14 protein-coding genes are annotated in these 17144 nt (G+C 69.8%); 8 read left to right on the top strand and 6 right to left on the bottom strand.

The genetic code is table 11. The features are described from left to right. Positions 1-40: 40 nt before the first annotated feature. The gene (locus AC1MGR_RS10200) at positions 41-958 is read left to right on the top strand and encodes a PhnA-like protein (RefSeq protein WP_480234509.1); all 918 of its coding nucleotides are present in this window, start codon (positions 41-43) and stop codon (positions 956-958) included. A 112-nt stretch (positions 959-1070) separates the two neighbouring features. Here the strand turns inward: AC1MGR_RS10200 and AC1MGR_RS10205 are convergent, their stop codons facing one another. Then, complete coding sequence (locus tag AC1MGR_RS10205; protein WP_108038059.1) at positions 1071-1316, bottom strand: hypothetical protein; 246 nt, start codon at positions 1314-1316, stop codon at positions 1071-1073. A gap of 181 nt (positions 1317-1497) precedes the next feature. Here AC1MGR_RS10205 and ada point away from each other — a divergent pair, with 181 nt between their 5' ends. The 7 genes from ada to AC1MGR_RS10240 all read left to right on the top strand — a co-directional run bounded on the left by ada (position 1498) and on the right by AC1MGR_RS10240 (position 11263). Next, positions 1498-2586, top strand: a complete 1089-nt coding sequence (ada, locus tag AC1MGR_RS10210; protein ID WP_480234510.1) for a bifunctional DNA-binding transcriptional regulator/O6-methylguanine-DNA methyltransferase Ada — start codon at positions 1498-1500, stop codon at positions 2584-2586. Between the two features lie 218 nt (positions 2587-2804). Then, positions 2805-5171: a TonB-dependent receptor family protein gene (locus tag AC1MGR_RS10215; protein ID WP_480234511.1), complete on the top strand. Its 2367-nt coding sequence runs from the start codon at positions 2805-2807 to the stop codon at positions 5169-5171. 388 nt (positions 5172-5559) lie between these two features. Beyond that, complete coding sequence (locus tag AC1MGR_RS10220; RefSeq protein WP_480234765.1) at positions 5560-7107, top strand: ABC transporter substrate-binding protein; 1548 nt, start codon at positions 5560-5562, stop codon at positions 7105-7107. Positions 7108-7297: 190 nt separating this feature from the next. Next, positions 7298-8251 (top strand): ABC transporter permease, encoded by a 954-nt coding sequence (locus AC1MGR_RS10225; protein ID WP_480234512.1) that lies wholly within the window; start codon positions 7298-7300, stop codon positions 8249-8251. Continuing rightward, positions 8251-9180, top strand: coding sequence for an ABC transporter permease (locus AC1MGR_RS10230; RefSeq protein ID WP_480234513.1), 930 nt, complete (start codon positions 8251-8253; stop codon positions 9178-9180). The genes AC1MGR_RS10225 and AC1MGR_RS10230 overlap by 1 nt, the downstream gene beginning before the upstream one ends. After that, a complete protein-coding gene (locus AC1MGR_RS10235; protein ID WP_480234514.1) occupies positions 9177-10238 on the top strand; it encodes an ABC transporter ATP-binding protein in 1062 nt (353 codons plus the stop codon). Before AC1MGR_RS10230 ends, AC1MGR_RS10235 begins: the two co-directional genes overlap by 4 nt. After that, the gene (locus tag AC1MGR_RS10240; protein WP_480234515.1) at positions 10235-11263 is read left to right on the top strand and encodes an ABC transporter ATP-binding protein; all 1029 of its coding nucleotides are present in this window, start codon (positions 10235-10237) and stop codon (positions 11261-11263) included. Before AC1MGR_RS10235 ends, AC1MGR_RS10240 begins: the two co-directional genes overlap by 4 nt. Positions 11264-11415: 152 nt before the next feature. On the opposite strand, the gene AC1MGR_RS10245 is transcribed toward AC1MGR_RS10240, so the two are convergent. The 5 genes from AC1MGR_RS10245 to hydA form a co-directional block, all read right to left on the bottom strand. After that, a complete protein-coding gene (locus tag AC1MGR_RS10245; protein WP_480234516.1) occupies positions 11416-12306 on the bottom strand; it encodes an ABC transporter permease in 891 nt (296 codons plus the stop codon). Positions 12307-12308: 2 nt separating this feature from the next. After that, positions 12309-13256 carry an ABC transporter permease gene (locus AC1MGR_RS10250; RefSeq protein ID WP_108038076.1) on the bottom strand — a complete coding sequence of 316 codons (948 nt, stop codon included), beginning with the start codon at positions 13254-13256 and terminating at the stop codon, positions 12309-12311. Between the two features lie 66 nt (positions 13257-13322). After that, entirely contained in the window at positions 13323-14597 is a 1275-nt protein-coding gene (locus AC1MGR_RS10255; protein ID WP_480234517.1) for an ABC transporter substrate-binding protein, read from the bottom strand. A 37-nt stretch (positions 14598-14634) separates the two neighbouring features. Continuing rightward, complete coding sequence (locus tag AC1MGR_RS10260; RefSeq protein WP_480234518.1) at positions 14635-15633, bottom strand: ABC transporter ATP-binding protein; 999 nt, start codon at positions 15631-15633, stop codon at positions 14635-14637. 88 nt (positions 15634-15721) lie between these two features. Beyond that, a complete protein-coding gene (gene hydA / locus AC1MGR_RS10265) occupies positions 15722-17143 on the bottom strand; it encodes a dihydropyrimidinase (protein WP_480234519.1) in 1422 nt (473 codons plus the stop codon). Position 17144 lies beyond the last annotated feature (1 nt).

Genomic DNA, 17144 nt, shown 5'->3' on the forward strand with positions numbered 1-17144 from the left:
CCTCCGCTTATCCAGACCCACCGAACGTTCGGAGCATCCCGTGGCCGCCTCGCCCATCCTGTCCCCATCCCCGGCCGTCTCGGCCGACACCCGCACCGTGCTGCTGAACCAGGTGTCCTGGGGCGCCATCTTCGCCGGCGCCGTCACCGCGCTCGTGACCCAGGTCATCCTCAACATGGTCGGGGTCGGCGTCGGCCTGTCCAGCGTCGGCGCGAACGCCGCCGACAACCCGGCCGCCTCGACCCTCTCGCTGAGCGCCGGCCTCTGGTTCGTGGGCTCGGGCGTACTCGCCTCCCTGGCCGGCGGCCTCATCGCCGGGCGCCTCTCGGGCAAGCCCGTCCCCGGCGCGGCCGGCCTGCACGGCCTCGTCTCCTGGGCGGTGACCACCCTGGTGGTGCTCTACCTCCTGACCTCCGCCGCCGGCGGCCTGATCGGGGGCGCCTTCTCGGGCGTGACCAGCACGCTGGGCGGGGCCGGCTCGCTCGTCGGCGGCACCGTGCAGACCGCCGCCCAGGCGGCCGCGCCGTCGCTGTCGAAGATCTCCAATCCCCTCGACGGCATCGAGCAGTCGGTGCGCAACCAGGCCGCCGGCCAGGACCCGCAGGCGGCCAAGGACGCGGCGGTGGCCGCCATCCGCGCCCTGTTCACCGGGGATCCGGCCCAGAAGGCCCAGGCCGAGACCCGCGCGGCCGACGCCCTGGCCAAGGCCCAGGGCATCCCGGTCGAGCAGGCCAAGGCGCAGATCCAGGACTACCGCAAGCAGTACGACGAGACCGTCGCGACGGCCAAGCAGAAGGCGGAGGCCGCCGCCGTCGCCGCCAAGTCGGCCGCCACCCAGGGCGCCTTCTACGGCGCGCTCGCCCTGATCCTGGGCGCGCTCGCCGGCTTCCTCGGCGGCCGCCTCGGCGCCCCCAAGCGCCACACCCTCGCCGACACCTACGACGCCCGCCGCGCCTGAGCCGAGCGGGGGCTGGCCATCGAGGCCAGCCCCCCGTACCTCCGTTCGGTCGATGCCGTCAGGCCGGCCCCGTGCCGCGGAATCCGCGGCTGCCGAAGCCGGCTGGTTTCCGCTACAGGCCCCCGTTGCCGCCCGAGCCGCCGCCGGCACTGCCGGTACCGTTCGCGCGCGAGGGCTGGCCGGCATTCCCGCCCGCGGCGGAACTCGAACCGCGACGGCCACCCGTGGTATTCTGAGTACTGGACACCGCGAGGCCGCGCTTCTTGTGGCGCGACCGCGCGTCGGCGGTGGTGCTCATCTGCACTAGGACGAGGGAGGACAGGGCGAGGGCGCAGGTCGAGAGCGTGAGCGTTTTCATGGTCACTCCTGTTGCTGACTGCGATAACTCGGGATCGCCGCCGGGTTTCCCTTCGCACACGCCGGGAGCCGGATTGGGGAGCAAGGATCGGGATGCGGCTTCGGGGATTTCGAGGCAGGACGGGCCGAGGCGCGGCCGAGACCGGCGGCGCCCGGCCCCGGACGATGGAGGATGTTTCCCCATGCAGCGCGCGGACACGCAAAGGGCGTTGGACGCCCCGAATGCCCCGGAGGACGCGTGGCGCTGGGCGGCGCTCGCCGCCCGCGACGCCCGGGCCGACGGCACCTTCGTCTACGCCGTCCGCACCACCGGCGTGTATTGTCGCCCCAGTTGCCCCTCCCGGGCGGCCAATCCGAAGAACGTCAGCTTCCACGCCACCTGCGAAGCGGCCGAGGCCGCGGGCTTCCGTCCGTGCCGGCGCTGTCGGCCGAACGCGGCCAATCTGGCGGAACGGCAGGCCGCGGCGATCGTCCGGGTGTGCCGCGCGATCGACGGGGCAGAGACCATGCCGCGTCTCGAGGACCTTGCGGCGACGGCGGGCCTGAGCCCCTTCCACTTCCACCGGGTCTTCCGACGGATCACCGGCATCACGCCGAAGGCCTACGCGACCGCCAAGCGGGCCGAGCGCGTGGCGCGGGGTCTGTCCGAGGCCGCGACGGTGACCGAGGCGGTCTTCGCGGCCGGCTTCAATGCGTCGAGCCGCTTCTACGCCCAGGGCCCCGACCGGCTCGGAATGACTCCGTCGGCCTATCGGACGGGCGGCGCCGGGACGACGATCCGCTTCGCGGTGGCCGCGTGCACCCTCGGCGCGCTCCTCGTCGCGGCGACCCCGCTGGGCCTCTGCGCGATCCTCCTGGGCGACGATCCGGATGCCCTGGTCCGCGATCTCCAGGACCGCTTTCCCCGAGCCGACTTGTCGCCCGGCGACGCCGCCTTCGACGGCTGGGTGGCGATGGTCGTCGGCTTCGTCGAGGCACCGGGCCGCGGGCTCCACCTGCCGCTCGACATCGGCGGCACCGTCTTCCAGCAGCGCGTCTGGGCCGCCCTGCGTGCCGTCCCGGTCGGTACCACGACGACCTATGCCGAGATCGCCCGGGCCATCGGCGCCCCGACTTCCATGCGGGCCGTGGCCCAGGCCTGTGGCGCCAATCGGCTGGCGGTCGCCATCCCGTGCCACCGGGTGGTCCGCTCGGACGGGTCGCTCTCCGGATACCGATGGGGCGTGGCGCGCAAGCGCCTGCTCCTCGACCGCGAGGCGGATGGGCGCTGAGGGTCGCTCGGCGCACCCGATCCGCGACGTGGCATGGACGCCACAGGTCACGACCACAGGGTGTCGGACCCGTCGCGCACCTCCGATTCACGAGGTACAACCCGCCCCGGCACGTTCGGAGGCGCGACGCGCCCAACCGGACATGCCGGTTCGCGTCCGTCCGGACCTGCCTCTCAGTTACGGCGTCATCCGCCCCCACTCCCGTGGTCGATACCGGCATGGCCGCTGTTCCCCGTCCTCCCTGGTCCCCCGCCGGCGCGACAGCCCCCGCGGCCCGCCGCGCCGCCGCGCGAACCGGAGCCGCCGTGTCTGCCATCCTGGCCTTCCTCCTCGCCGCGGCGGACGCACGCGCGGAGGATGCGACCGGGATCGTCCTGGAGGAACTCACGGTCACGGCGGAGGGCCGCCCGGCACCGGCGGTGGTGCCCTTCGGCGTGTCGGCGCCCCCCGGCTCGAGCCCCAGCGTGATCGAGCAGCCCCTGGGCGCCACAGCCACGCGCGTCGGGCGCTCCGACACGATCGAGAACCGGCCGGCCACCAGCATCGGATCGGTGCTGCTGAACAGTCCCGGCGTCACCGTGCGCCAGGGCAATGGCGGGCGCGACGTGGTGATCTCCATCCGGGGCAACAATGCCCGTTCCACCGGCGTCATCCGGAACATGGTGGTGCTGGAGGACGGCTTCCTCCTGACCCAGCCGGACGGCGCCTCGCGCTTCGACCTCGTCGATCCCCGCGCCTACAGCCGCATCGACGTGTTCCGCGGTCCGCAATCGGCTCTGTTCGGCAACTACGCCACCGGCGGCGCGCTCGCCTTCCGCACCCGCACCGGCCGCGAGATCGACGGCTTCGAGATCGGCACCGATGCGGGCAGCTTCGGCTATCTGAGCAACTACTTCACGGTCGGCGGCGTCAGCGGTCCCGTCGAGATCAGCCTGTTCGCCAGCGACGTCCGCGCCGGCGGCTACCAGGATCACAGCGCCTACGACACGCAGACGATCAACCTGCTGGCCAGCTACACGCCGACGCCGGACAACCGCTTCACCCTCAAGGTGATCAACAACCAGCTGCAGGCGGACCTGCCGGCGCGCGCCTCCCTCGACCAGTATCGGATCAACCCCGAGCAGCGCGGCTGTGCCAGGGCGGCGACGGCCGCGCCGGGCTGCACCCTGACGAACCTGTTCGCCAACGGCGCGTTCGGCCGGACGGTGGGCGTGACCGCCACGGAGGGCGGGTTCGGACGCGACGACCGTCGCACCGTCGTGGCCCTGCGCTGGGAGCACGACCTCGACGCGCAGACCACCTGGCGCACCCAACTCGGCTTCGACGAGCGCAACTTCGACCAGCCGTTCTACACCTCGGCCTTCCGCGGCAGCTACCCGTCCCTGACCTTCCTCAGCGACCTCACCCGTCGCTACGACCTGATGGGCCTGCCGGCCGTGGGCTACGTGGCCTTCACCTCCGAGATCCTCGACAACCACGTGACCACGTTCAACCGGGCGCCGGGGGCGGGGCGTCCGGCCCTGGGCGCCCTGATCGGAGACCTGCGCGGCGACCAGACCAACCTCGGCGGGCGCGCCCGCACGGAGGTGGCGCTCTCCGAGCACTGGACCGGGCTCCTCGGGATCAGCGCGACGAATACCACGATCGCCGGCCGCAACTTCGCCTACGGCTATTCCGATGCCGGCCGGACGGTGTCGGTGGTCGATGCCGCGCGCAGCTTCCTGAACGTCGCGCCGGAGCTCGCCGTGGTCTATCGGCCCCAGGACGCCTGGAGCTTCCGCGGTCGCGTCGCCACCGGCTACGCCACGCCGACGGGCAGCAACCTGTTCGTCACCAGCGCGGGGCTGCCGGGCAACAACACGCAGCTCCAGGCGCAGGAGAACCTCGGTTTCGACCTCGGCGTCGACTGGACGCCGGTGGATTCCCTGCGGATCAGCCTGACCGGTTTCTACGAATTCTTCCGCAACGAACTCCTGTCGCAATCCCCGGGTGGGGGCCGGCTGAGCTACTTCGTCAATGCACCGGCCTCGGAGCATCGCGGCATCGAGCTCGGCGGCGACTGGGCCTTCGCACCGGGCTGGCGCGGAACGCTGGCCTACAGCTTCGACGACCAGATCTACACGCGGTTCACGGAGCAGCTGAGCGCCGGCGCCTTCACCGCCCGGTTCGACCGGGCGGGCCGATCCATTCCCGGGGTCCCCGCGCATCAGCTACTGGCGCGGGTCGGCTACGACCAGGTCGGCGGCCCGCTGAACGGGCTCGGGGCCTTCCTGGAGACCGTGGTCCAGGACGGTGTCTTCATCGACAACGGAAACCGCCTGAGAGCACCCGGCTACGCCGTCCTCAACGCGAACATCCACTACGCCACCGAACTGACCGGCGGCTACGCCAAGCGCCTCAGCCTGTACCTGGAGATCCGCAACCTGCTCGACACGACCTACATCGCCTCGGCCCTGAACCTGACCAGCACCCTCAGCCGGACCACCGGCCTGGAGAACGGCGCGGCCGCCCTGGCAGGCACGGCCGGATCGATCCTCGCGGGCGCGCCGCGCAACGTCGTCGGCGGGCTGAAGCTCTCGTTCTGAACGTCCGCGATCGGAGAGTCTGCACATCCGGCCAGCACAGTGCGGAAATGCCTACGATTTAGGCATGACGCATGACGTGGCCCGGGGGCGACACGTTCTCTGCATGTCTTCGAGGCAGCGACCGGCCATCCGCGCCGAGTCCCGGACAGCATCGCATCGTTCTGCACCGGTGCGGCGCCCGATCGGGAGCGTGGGCGCAAAGAACTGATCCGGTTCCGTGGTTGTTCCGAGCGCCCAGGAGCGAGCGCGAAAGTTTGGCCGGTGGATTGCATTCACGGGTTTGTCACCCCGTCTGCACCCCAGGGAAACCCGTCCGCGCATGTTTGCTTCCGTCTCCCGATGGTCGAAGTCCCGTCTTCTCGCCGCCACCCTGGTGTCCGGAGTGCTGATGCCCCCGGCCTTCGCGCAGGGCGTCCTCAAGATCGGCATGACGGCCTCCGACATCCCGCTCACCACGGGCCAGGCCGACAATGGCGGCGAGGGCATGCGGTTCACGGGCTACACCGTCTATGACGGGCTCATCAATTGGGACCTCTCCTCCGCCACCAAGCCCTCCGTGCTGGTGCCGGGCCTGGCCACGAGCTGGGCCGTCGATCCCGCCGACAACACCAAGTGGACCTTCAAGCTGCGCGAGGGCGTGACCTTCCATGACGGCTCGCCCTTCACGGCCGAGTCGGTGGTGTGGAACCTCGACAAGCTCCTGAAGACCGACGCGCCGCAATTCGACCCGCGCCAGTCGGCCCAGGGACGTTCGCGGATCCCGGCGGTGGCGAGCTACCGCGCCATCGACCCGAACACCCTGGAAGTCGTCACCAAGAACCCCGACGCGACGCTGCCCTACCAGATCGCCTGGATCATGATCTCGTCGCCGGCCCAGTGGGAGAAGGTCGGCAAGAGCTGGGACGCCTTCGCCAAGACGCCGGCCGGCACCGGCCCGTGGAAGCTCACCCTGTTCGCTCCGCGCGAGCGCGCCGAGATGGTGCCGAACAAGGAGTACTGGGACAAGGCCCGGGTGCCGAAGCTCGACAAGCTCGTGCTCGTGCCGCTGCCCGAGGCCAATGCCCGCGTGGCGGCCCTGCGTTCGGGCCAAGTGGACTGGATCGAGGCGCCCCCGCCCGATGCCGTCGCCTCGCTAAAGGCCGCCGGCTTCGGAATCGTCACCAATGCCTACCCGCACAACTGGACCTGGCACCTCTCCCGCGTCGAGGGCTCGCCGTGGAACGACATCCGCGTGCGCAAGGCGGCCAACCTCGCGGTGGACCGCGAGGGCATGAAGGAGCTGCTTAACGGTCTGATGATCCCGGCCCAGGGCTTCATGCCGCCGGGCTCGGCCTGGTTCGGCCACCCGACCTTCAAGCCGACCTACGACCCCGAGGCCGCCAAGAAGCTCCTGGCCGAGGCCGGCTACGGCCCGAACAAGCCCATCGTCACCAAGATCCTGATCGCGCCGTCGGGCTCGGGCCAGATGCAGCCCCTGCCGATGAACGAGTTCATCCAGCAGAACCTCGCGGATGTCGGCATCAAGGTCGAGTTCGAGGTGGTCGAGTGGAACACGCTCATCAACCTGTGGCGCGCGGGCGCCAAGTCCGACATGTCGCGCAAGGCGACGGGGATGAACTTCTCCTACTTCATCCAGGACCCCTTCACGGGCTTCATCCGCCACCTCCAGTGCAACCTCGCGGCCCCCAACGGCACCAACTGGGGCAATTACTGCGACCCCGAGATGGACAAGCTCTTCGATCAGGTCCGCACCACCTTCGACCCGGCCGAGCAGACCAAGGTCCTGGAGAAGGTCCACGAGAAGTACGTCAACGACGCCCTGTTCCTGATGGTGGCCCACGACACCAACCCGCGCGCCATGAGCCCGAAGGTGAAGGGCTTCGTGCAGGCGCAGAACTGGTTCCAGGACTTCTCGCCGATCTCGATGGGCAAGTGATGCGACGGGTGATAACGGGCTGCGCGCAGGACGGAACCCTCCCTCCTCTGCGGGGGAGGGTGGCCCACGGAGTGGGTCGGGAGAGGAGAGCACTGTCTTCTCCGAATAGCCCTGAGCCGACCCCTCTCTCGGGCGCTCCGCGACCACCCTCCCCCGCAGAGGGGGGAGGGTGCCTCCGGCGGTCCGCGCCATGCTGAAGTTCATCCTGCAGCGGTTGCTGACCGTGACGCCGGTGGCGCTCGGCGTGAGCGTCGTCTGCTTCATGCTGGTCCACCTCGCCCCCGGCGACCCCCTGAGCGCTGTGCTTCCGGTGGACGCCACGCAGGAGACCATCGACGCCATGCGGGCGGCCTACGGCTACGACAAGCCACTGCCCGTCCAGTACGTGATCTGGCTCTGGCACGTGCTCCAGGGCGATCTCGGCATCTCCATCGCCACCGGCCGCCCCGTCGTGCAGGAGGTCGGGCGGGCGGTGGTGAACAGCCTGATCCTGGCCTTCGTCGCGACGCTGATCGGCTTCACCTTCGGCTGCCTGTTCGGCTTCGTGGCGGGCTACTTCCGCAACTCGATCCTGGACCGCCTCGCCTCGGCGGTCTCGGTCTTCGGGGTGAGCGTGCCGCATTACTGGCTCGGCATGGTGCTGGTCATCGTGTTCTCGGCGCAGCTCGGCTGGCTGCCGCCGACCGGGGCCGGACCCGACGGCTCGGGCAACTGGCGGCCCGACTTCGACCACCTGCGCTACATCATCCTGCCGGCCCTCACGATGTCGGTGATTCCCATGGGGGTCATCGCCCGCACGATCCGGGCGCTGGTGGGCGATATCCTCGCCCAGGACTTCGTCGGCGCCCTGCGGGCCAAGGGCCTGAGCGAGTTCGGCGTGTTCAAGCACGTGGTCAAGAACGCCGCCCCGACGGCGCTCGCTATCATGGGCCTGCAGCTCGGCTACCTGCTGGGCGGCTCGATCCTGATCGAGACGGTGTTCGCCTGGCCGGGCACCGGCTTCCTCCTCAACGCCGCGATCTTCCAGCGCGACCTGCCCCTGCTGCAGGGCTCGATCCTCGTCCTGGCGATGTTCTTCGTCGCCCTCAACCTCATCGTCGACGTCGTCCAGACGGCGCTCGACCCGCGCATCGAGAGGGGCTGATGGCACTCGCGACCCAGTCCGCCGCGCCGATCCTCGACATCGCTGGTGGGGCCGCTCCCGCCCCGGCGGCGCCCGACGCCTTCGTGCCCTCGCGGGGGTTCTGGGGGCAGGTCGGCCGCAAGCTCCTGCGCGATCCCGTCGCGATGGCCGCCGCCTGCATCATCCTCGCCATCGTAGCGGTGGCGCTGCTCTCGCCCTGGATCACCCCGATGGACCCGTATCGCGGCTCGATGCTGCGACGCCTGAAGCCCATCGGCGACGCGACCTACATTTTGGGGTCGGACGAGCTCGGCCGCGACATGCTGAGCCGCCTGATGATGGGCGGGCGCCTGTCCCTGTTCATCGGGGTCACCCCCGTCATCCTCGCCTTCGTCATCGGGTCCGGCATCGGCATCCTGGCCGGCTACGTGGGCGGCTGGGTCAACACCGTGCTGATGCGCACGGTGGACGTGTTCTTCGCCTTCCCCTCGGTGCTGCTCGCCATCGCGCTCTCGGGCGCCCTCGGCGCGGGCATCTTCAACTCGATCGTGTCGCTGACCTGCGTGTTCGTGCCCCAGATCGCCCGCGTGGCCGAGAGCGTGACCACCCAGATCCGGGCCCGCGACTACGTCGACGCGGCCCGGCTCTCGGGCGCCTCGACCCTGACGATCCTGCGGGTGCAGGTTCTCGGCAACGTCCTCGGGCCGATCTTCGTCTACGCCACCAGCCTCATCAGCGTGTCGATGATCCTCGCCTCGGGCCTGTCCTTCCTCGGTCTCGGCGTGAAGCCGCCGGAGCCGGAATGGGGCCTGATGCTGAACACCCTGCGCACGGCGATCTACGTGAATCCGATGGTCGCGGCCCTGCCGGGGCTCGCCATCTTCATCGTTTCGATCTCGTTCAACCTGTTCTCCGACGGCCTGCGGTCCGCCATGGAGGTGAAGGCATGAGCACGCCCATCGGCCTCGCCACCGTGCCGATCGCCCGCGACCGGGGCGGCCCGGCCCAGCCGCTCCTCACCGTCGACCGCCTGGTGAAGCACTTCCCCGTCAAGAAGGGCTTCGGCGGCGCCAAGGCGGTGGTACGGGCGGTGGACGGCGTCGATTTCGAGATCCTGAAGGGCGAAACCCTCGGCGTCGTCGGCGAGTCCGGTTGCGGCAAGTCCACCACCGCCCGATTGATCATGGGCCTGATCCGCCACGATTCCGGCGAGCTGCTGTTCGACGGCGAGCGCATCGGCAGCCGGGCTCTGCCCCTGCGCGACTTCCGGGCCCAGGCCCAGATGGTGTTCCAGGACAGCTACTCCTCCCTCAACCCGCGCATGACCATCGAGGGCTCCATCGCCTTCGGCCCGCAGGTGCACGGGATTCCGAAGCGCCAGGCCATCGAGCGGGCCCGCAGCCTGCTCGCCCGGGTGGGGCTGGAGCCGGCACGCTTCGCCGCGCGCTACCCGCACGAGCTCTCCGGCGGCCAGCGCCAGCGGGTGAACATCGCCCGGGCGCTCGCCCTCGAACCGCGCCTCGTGGTGCTGGACGAGGCGGTCTCGGCCCTCGACAAGTCGGTGGAGGCGCAGGTGCTGAACCTGCTGATGGACCTCAAGCAGGAGTTCAACCTCACCTACTTGTTCATCAGCCACGACCTTAACGTGGTGCGCTTCATCTGCGACCGGGTGGCGGTGATGTATCTCGGCCAAGTGGTGGAGATCGGCCCCGCCGACACGGTGCTGGCCGCCCCGTCCCATCCCTACACGGCGGCGCTCCTGTCCTCGATGCCTTCCATGGACCCGGATGCGCGCACGCAGGTGGCGCCCCTGGCCGGCGACCCGCCGAACCCGATCAACCCGCCCGCCGGCTGCCGCTTCCATCCCCGCTGCACCCTCGCCGACGCGGTCTGCCGCGACACGGTCCCGCCGCTGGACGCCCTCGATCCGCGCCACCGGGTCGCCTGCCTCGCCCGCCAGCCCGGCTCGGGCCATTTCCTGTCGCCCAGCCTGACGGTGGCCGCATGAGCGTGTCCGCACCCGAACCGGCGGTCGCGATCCGCGGCCTGACAGTGGTCTTCGGCGGCGTGGTCGAGGCCGTCGACGGGGTCGACCTCACCCTGGAGCGCGGCCAGGCCGTGGCGCTGATCGGCGAGTCCGGCTCCGGCAAGAGCGTCACCCTGCGGGCGATCATGCGCTTGAACCCGGAGCGCCGGACCCGGATCGGCGGCACGATCCGGGTCGGCGGCGCGGACGTGATGGCGATGTCGGCGAAAGCTCTGCGGGCCCTGCGCGGCCGGGCCGTGGCGATGATCTTCCAGGAGCCGCTGCTCGCCCTCGATCCCGTCTACACCGTGGGCCAGCAGATCATCGAGGCGATCCGCCAGCATGAGCGGATCAGCACCGCGGCGGCCCGCCAGCGCGCCCTGGCCCTGTTCGAGCGGGTCCGGATCCCGAGCCCGGAAAGGCGCCTCGACGCCTATCCGCACGAGATGTCGGGGGGCATGCGCCAGCGCGCGATGATCGCCCTGGCGCTGGCCTGCCGGCCGCAGGTGCTGCTCGCCGACGAGCCGACCACGGCGCTCGACGCCACCGTGCAGATCCAGATCCTCCTGCTCCTGCGCGAATTGCAGGCGGAGCTCGGCCTCTCGACGATCTTCGTCACCCACGACCTCGGCGCCGCCGTGGAGGTCGCCGACCGGATCGCGGTGATGTATGCCGGCCGCATCGTCGAGGAGGGCTCCGCCCGCGACGTGGTGCTCGACCCGCACCATCCCTACACGATCGGCCTCCTGCGCAGCCGCGCCGACGGGGCGCTCGCGAAGGGCACCCGCCTGAAGACGATTCCCGGCAGCCCGCCCGATCTCGCCAACCGCCCGCCGGGCTGCCCCTTCGCCCCGCGCTGCTTCCTCGCCGAGGAGCAGTGCCGGGTCGAAGCCCCGCCCTCCGTGGACGTGCAGACGGGCCACCGGGCCGCCTGCTGGCGCACGGAAGCCGCACATGCGGCGTTCCAGGGGGACCGGGCAGCGGTGATGGCGAAGGCGATGGTGTGAGGACTTAGAACCTTCGCCAGCTGCCGGGAAGGGTGCCTCGCGAAACGAGGCGGGAGCAGGGGCGCCCTCTCGGGACATGGCGCCCCCGTATCCGACCCGCATTCGCGGGCTACTTTCTCCCGCAACCGGAAGACGGAACGCGACGGCGCGGTTCAGCCCAGCCGCAAGCCCGCCTTCGCCTTGCGCCGCTGCAGGTACAGGCTCGCCCCTAGCGCCAGCCCGATCACCGCGAGGGACATGCCGGTGGTCAGGGTGCCGAGCGCGTAGATCTCCGGCGTGGTGACGGTGGTGGTCAGACCCTGCAGCTCCAGCGGCAGGGTGTTGCGGCCGCCGATGGCCTGGCTGGTGCGGGCAAGTTCATCGAAGGACAGGGTGAAGCCGAACAGCGCGACGCCGACGAGGGAGGGGCCGAGAATCGGCACCACCACGTGCCGCAGGGTCTGGGCCCCGGTGGCGCCGAGGTCGCGGGCGGCTTCCTCGTAGGCCGGGTCGAACCGGTTGAAGACCGCGAACATGATGAGGAGGCCGAAGGGCAGGGTCCAGGTCAGGTGGGCCCCCAACGCTGAGGTGTAGAGCCCCATCAGGGTGCCGTGGTCCTGCAGCCAGCCCCAGCCGGTCTCGGCCGCGGCCCATTTCACCGCCTCGTCGAGAAGCCGGAATTCCAACCCGATCCCGAGTGAGACCACGATCGAGGGCACGATCAGGCTCGCCACCGCGACCGTGAACAGCGCGCCTTCGCCGCGGAAGCGCTTGCGGAAGGCCAACCCTGCGAAGAACGCGACGACGACGGTGAGCCCCATCACCACGAGGCCGAGGCGCAGGGAGCGCCAGAGGGCGCCCCAGATGTCGACGATGCCGAGGCCGGCCCAGAGCTTGCCGAACCAGTGCGTCGAGACACCGTTCATCGGGAAGGTGAGGCCGCCCTGCGGACCCTGGAAGCTCAGGACGAGGATCGTCAGCGTCGGCCCGTACAGGAAGGCGACGAAGAGCGCGAAGAACGCCGCCAGGGCATAGAAGGCCGGGGAGCGGGGACGGTCGCTCACGTCTAGAGTTCCTTCCGCAGGTCGATGAGCCGGGTCATGGCCACGATCATCAGCATCACGGCGCCCAGCAGCACCACGGCGTTGGCCGCGGCCGCCGGCAGTTGCAGGGCCGACATCTGGACCTGGATGACCTTGCCGACCGAGGCGATCTGCTGGCCGCCCATGACGCCGACGGTGACGAAGTCGCCCATCACCAGGGTCACCACGAAGATCGACCCAATGGCGATGCCGGGCTTGGCCAGGGGCACCACCACGTTCCACAGGGTCTGCCAGCCGGTGGCGCCGGAATCATAGGCCGCCTCGATCAGCGAGCGATCGATGCGCGCCATGCTGTTGAAGATCGGCACGATCATGAACACGGTGTTGAGGTGCACGAAGGCGAGCACCACCGAGAAGTCTGAGTAGAGCAGGCCCTCGATCGGCGCCTTGATGATCCCCATCCCCATCAGCGTGTCGTTGACGAGGCCGTTGCGGCCGAGCAGCGGGATCCAGGAGATCATCCGGATCACGTTCGAGGTCCAGAACGGGATGGTGCAGACGAGGAACAGCGCCATCTGCATCGTGCGCGAGCGGACGTGGAAGGCGACGAAGTAGGCCACCGTGAAGCCGATCCCGAGGGTGCAGGCCCAGGTCAGCGCGCAGAACTTCAGGGTCGAGAGGTAGGTCCGCACGGTGGTGCAGGCATCCGCCGTGTTGAGGCAGCCCTCGAACACGTCGATGTAGTTCTGCACCGTGAAGGACGGGATGATCTCGTACTCGTTGTACTCCCAGAAGCTGACGATCAAGGTCAGCGCCAGTGGCACCACGAAGAACACGAGGAACACCAGCGCCATCGGGGCGGCCTGGAGATAGGCCAGCGCGCGTCGGCGCCGGGTCTTGGCCGTGAGGCTGGCCGTGGGCGCCTCGACGGGCGGCGCGTCCGCGATGGCGGGAAGGGCGATTTCGGTCATGGCTCTACGCTCGTAAGACGCCGAACCCTCCCCCCTCTGCGGGGGAGGGTTGTGTTGCGTCAAGGCTCACGCGGCGATGAACTCGTTCCACTTGCGGACCATGTAGGTGTTCTCGTCCATCACGGCGTTCCAGCAGGCGACGCTGCCCATGCGGGTCTCGAAGGAGCCGCCGTCGCGGGTGGCGCCGGCCTTCTCCAGCACGCTGCCGTCCGGCCCCTTGATGTCCTTCTCGGCGGGCTTGCCCTCCATCCAGTAGGCCCACTCGTACGGCTCCATATGCGCCTTGGCAGTCTCCAGCACGGCCGAGTAGTAGCCCTGCCGGTTGAGGTAGGCGCCGGCCCAGCCGGAGAGGAACCAGTTGATGAAGTCGTAGGCCGCGTCGAGCTTGCGGCCGGTCAGGGTCTTGGGCAGGCCGAAGCCGGTGGCCCAGGCGCGGTAGCCCTCCTTGAGCGGCTGGTAGGTGCAGGCGACGCCCTGGCTGCGGACCTTGGTGACGGCGGGGGACCACATCGACTGGATCACGGTCTCGCCCGACGCCATCAGGTTCACGGACTCGTTGAAGTCCTGCCAGAAGGCACGGAACTGGCCGGCGCGCTTGGCCTCGATCAGCACCTTGATGGTGCGATCGATCTCGGCCTTCGTCATGTTGCCCTTGTCGGGATAGGTGTAGTCGCCCGTGGCCTCGATCACCATGGCAGCGTCCATGATGCCGATGGAGGGGATGTTGAGGATCGAGGCCTTGCCCTTGAACTCGGGGTTCAGGAGTTCCTTCCAGCTCGAGATCGGGCGCTTGATCAGGTCCGGGCGGATGCCGAGCGTGTCGGCGTTGTAGGTGGTCGGGATCAGGGTGATCCACTCGGTGGGCGAGCCCGCGAAGGTCTTCGAATTCTGCCCTTCGAGGTAGAACACCTTCTTGGGCGCCGTGCCCTGGTCGCCGATCTTTTTGCCGCCGACCTCGCCCTTGGTGAAGACCGGAGTGATGTTGTCGGCTTGCTTGATCCGCCGGGCGTCCATGCCCTGGATGTTGCCCGACGGGATGAGCTTCTTCAGGCTGAAGAACTCGGTGTCGAGGAGGTCGAAGGAGTTCGGCTGCGTCACCACGCGCTTCGTCACCTCGTCGGTGACAACGGGGATGTACTCGATCGTGATCCCGAGATCCTCCTTTACCTTGCGGGCGATGTCGCCGGACTGGTTCACGGCGGTGCCGAGGTAGCGCAGGGTCACGGGCTCGGCGGCGATCACGTTGGGAAAGCCAGTGATCGGGCCGGCGCCGAGCGCCAGTCCGGTGGCACCCGCGCCCTGCAGCAGGGTGCGGCGGCTCAGCTTGATCGTGGTCGTCATGCAGATTCCTCTGAGGAAACGAAGTCGGGTCAGGCGCTCAGGCGCGGGTGCTCAAACGATGGGCGGCGTCGGCATCCCAGCCCAGCGGCACGGTCTCGCCCAGGGCGAGGGGCTGGCCCGCATAGGCGCGATCGTCGATCACGGCCGTGAGGGCGGTGGCGGGCGCGCCGCCGAGGCCGTCCGCCTCGAAGCCCACATGCACGCTGGTGCCCTGGTACTCCACCGAGACGACGCGGGCCGGCACCGCCCCCGGGCCGGCCTGCGCACCGAGGCGCATCCGGTCGGAGCGCACGGCGACCTCGGTCGCGTCGGGCAGGCGGATGATGTTGTGGCCGCCGATGAAGCGGGCGACGAAGGCGGTGGCCGGGCGTTCGAACACCGTGCGGGGGTCGGCCGCCTGCTCGATGCGTCCGCCATTCATCACCACCACGAGGTCGGAAAGCGCCATCGCCTCCTCCTGGCTGTGAGTGACGTGGATGAAAGTGATGCCGAGCTCGGCCTGGAGCCGCTTGAGTTCGGTCCGCATCCGCACCCGCAGGAACGGATCGAGGGCCGAGAGCGGCTCGTCGAGGAGCAGGACCTTGGGTCCGGTGACCAGCGCGCGGGCGAGCGCCACGCGCTGTTGCTGGCCACCGGAGAGTTGCGCCGGCAAGCGCTCGGCCAGATGAGCCATCTGCACGAGGTCGAGCATGGCCAGCGCCTTGGCGCGGCGCTCGGCCTTAGCGATGCCCCGCATCTTCAGGCTGAAGGCGACGTTGTCACGGCAATTCAGGTGGGGGAACAGGGCGTAGCTCTGGAACATCATCGCCGTGCCGCGCTCGGCCGGCGTGGCATCGCCCACGGAGCGCGGGCCGATGACCACGTCGCCGCCGGACACCGTCTCGTGGCCGCCGATCATCCGCAGGGTCGTGGTCTTGCCGCAACCCGAGGGGCCGAGTAGGCAGCAATAGGCGCCTGAGCGGACCTTCAGGTCGATGCCGTCCACGGCGGTCGTATGGCCGTAGCGCTTGGTCAGGCGGATCAGCTCGACGTCCATGCGTTGTCTCCCCGCCCCATCCCCAGCAAGGGACGGGCCACACGATCCCCATTTCGCGTCCGAATGCGCCCCCGGCCGTGGCGGCCGCTCAGAGCGGCGGACCCGGTGTCACCGTCCGGTCGAGGACCTGCCCCCGCCCCGACGTGCCCGTCACCCGCCCATCCTCGGCGACGACCGCGCCCCGCGCGAGGGTCATCACCGGCCAGCCCGTCACGGCGAACCCCTCCCAGGGCGTGTAGTCTGCCCCGTGGTGGAGGTTGGCCTGCCGAATCGTCTCGCGGCGGTTCGGATCCCACAGCGTCAGGTCGGCGTCGAAGCCGATCCCGATCGAGCCCTTGCGCGGGTAGAGCCCGTAGAGCTTGGCGTGGTTGGTGGCGGTGAGCTCAACGAAGCGGTTTAGGGAAATGCGCCCCGCCGAGACCCCTTCAGAGAACAGGATGGGCAGGCGGGTCTCGATGCCCGGAATGCCGTTGGGCACCCAGCGGAAGGAGGTTCGGCCCTTCGAGTTCAGCTTGCCGGCGGGATCGTCGTAGCGGAACGGGCAATGGTCGGAGGAGACCACGTCGAACAGGCCGGCCTGGATCCCACGCCAGATCGCGGCTTGGTTGGAGGCCTCGCGCGGCGGCGGCGAGCACACGTACTTCGCCCCGGCCATGGGGTCGTCGGAGCCGAGCCCCTTCATGTGGTCGGCGGTCAGGGTCAGGTATTGCGGGCAGGTCTCGGCGTGGATCTTCAAGCCGCGCTCCCGCCCCCACGCGATCTGCTCCATGGCCTGCTCGCCCGAGACGTGAACGATGACGATGGGCAGGTCGACGAGCTCGGCGTGGCTGATCGCCCGGTGCGCCGCCTCGCGCTCGACCACCTGCGGCCGGGACAGCGCATGGCCGAAGGGGCGGGTCTCGCCGGCCTTCTCCAGCCGCTCGGTCATGTACCGGATGGCGTCGTAGCCCTCCGCATGGACCATGACGCGCGCGCCCTCCCGCCGCGCCAGGTCGAACACGTCGAGGATCTGTCGGTCGTTCAGGACGAGGTCGTCGTAGGTCATGAAAACCTTGAACGAGGTGTAGCCCTCGGCGATCAACGCCGGCAGCTCCTGGCCGAGCACCGCCGGCGTCGGGTCCGAGACGATGAGGTGGATGGCGACATCGATGTGGCACTGCCCCTCCGCCAGCGCCCGGTAGGCATGGGTCGCCGCGCGGAGCGACGCGCCCCGGGGCTGGAGCGCGAAGGGCATCACGCAGGTGTTGCCGCCCGCCGCCGCCGCGCGCGTGGCGGACGCGAAGTCGTCCGCCATGACGATGCCGGGGCCGGATTCCTGGGCGATATGGACGTGGCTGTCGATGCCGCCGGGCAGGACGAGGAGGCCGGAGGCGTCGATCGTGCGGGCCGCATCCGCGATCCGCTCGCCGATCGCCGCGATACGGCCGCCGCGGATGCCGAGATCGGCGCGGAACGTGTCGGTGGCGGTGACCAGGGTTCCGCCCCGGACGGCGAGGTCGAAGTCGGGCATC

Source organism: Methylobacterium sp. BI1 (assembly GCF_056680125.1).